This window comes from Legionella pelazae, assembly GCF_052527395.1.
This window is the reverse complement of the sequence record NZ_JBNVZS010000036.1, coordinates 1-872: the sequence shown is the minus strand read 5'-3', so window position 1 is coordinate 872 and position 872 is coordinate 1. Positions and strand designations below refer to the sequence as shown.

Genomic DNA, 872 nt, shown 5'->3' with positions numbered 1-872 from the left:
TGTTGGGCTGCGCTATGCTTAGCCCAACCTTGTGTTTTAAAAATATGATTTAATAGAGCCTTATTATCGTCGTACGGTAATAAAAAAGCGAAGCGGCAGATCGTCCCAACCCTGAGTTACGAACTCGAAGCGTAGCCTGATCGCCGCTTCCTTCCCTTAACTAAACTCGAACAGTTGCCAGGGAGTCATGATCCCGTACCTACAAGGCAGAGTAATTAAAGGACTTCTATTATCATGCTTGAAACAAAAAAAATCTATATTGGCATCGATGTGTCAAAAGCAACGTTGGATGTATTTATCCTTCCGAACAAGAAATTCATGCAGTTTACGAATGATGCTCAAGGTATACAAAAGTTACTTAATAAAGCAGTGTTATTTTCAGAGGCTTTGATAGTTATGGAGTCTACTGGTGGTTATGAAGCTCAGGCTAGTCCCATGCTTAGTAAAGCGAATTTTAATGTATGTGTTATTAATCCCCGACAAATAAGGGATTTTGCTAAAGCGTTAGGACGGTTAGCCAAAACCGATAAAGTCGATGCACAAATTATTGCTTTATTTGCCAGTAAAATAATGCCCAAGCCCAATGTCGTTTATAACGAACAACAAGAGAAATTAGCTGCTAACCATACACGCAGAAGGCAATTAATTGAGATGATCATTGCTGAGAAAAACCGTTTAGATAAAGCGAGCGCTGAACAAGTAGAATCTATTCAACGCGTATTAGACACGCTAGAAAAAGAATTAACACGTATTGAAGAAACTCAACAGCATCTTTTAAATCACAACAATGCCTTATCAGAAAAGAAAAACCTTTTGTGCAGTATCAAAGGGATAGGTCAGATTACTGCAACAGCTATCTTAAGTGAACTTCC

Annotated in this window: 1 protein-coding gene; it reads left to right on the top strand. The window is 38.6% G+C overall.

The window, feature by feature from the left end; genetic code table 11:
- Positions 1 to 234: 234 nt before the first annotated feature.
- Positions 235 to 872, top strand: a 638-nt coding sequence (locus tag ACQUW5_RS15290; RefSeq protein ID WP_444992122.1) for an IS110 family transposase, incomplete at its 3' end; no start/stop codon positions are given.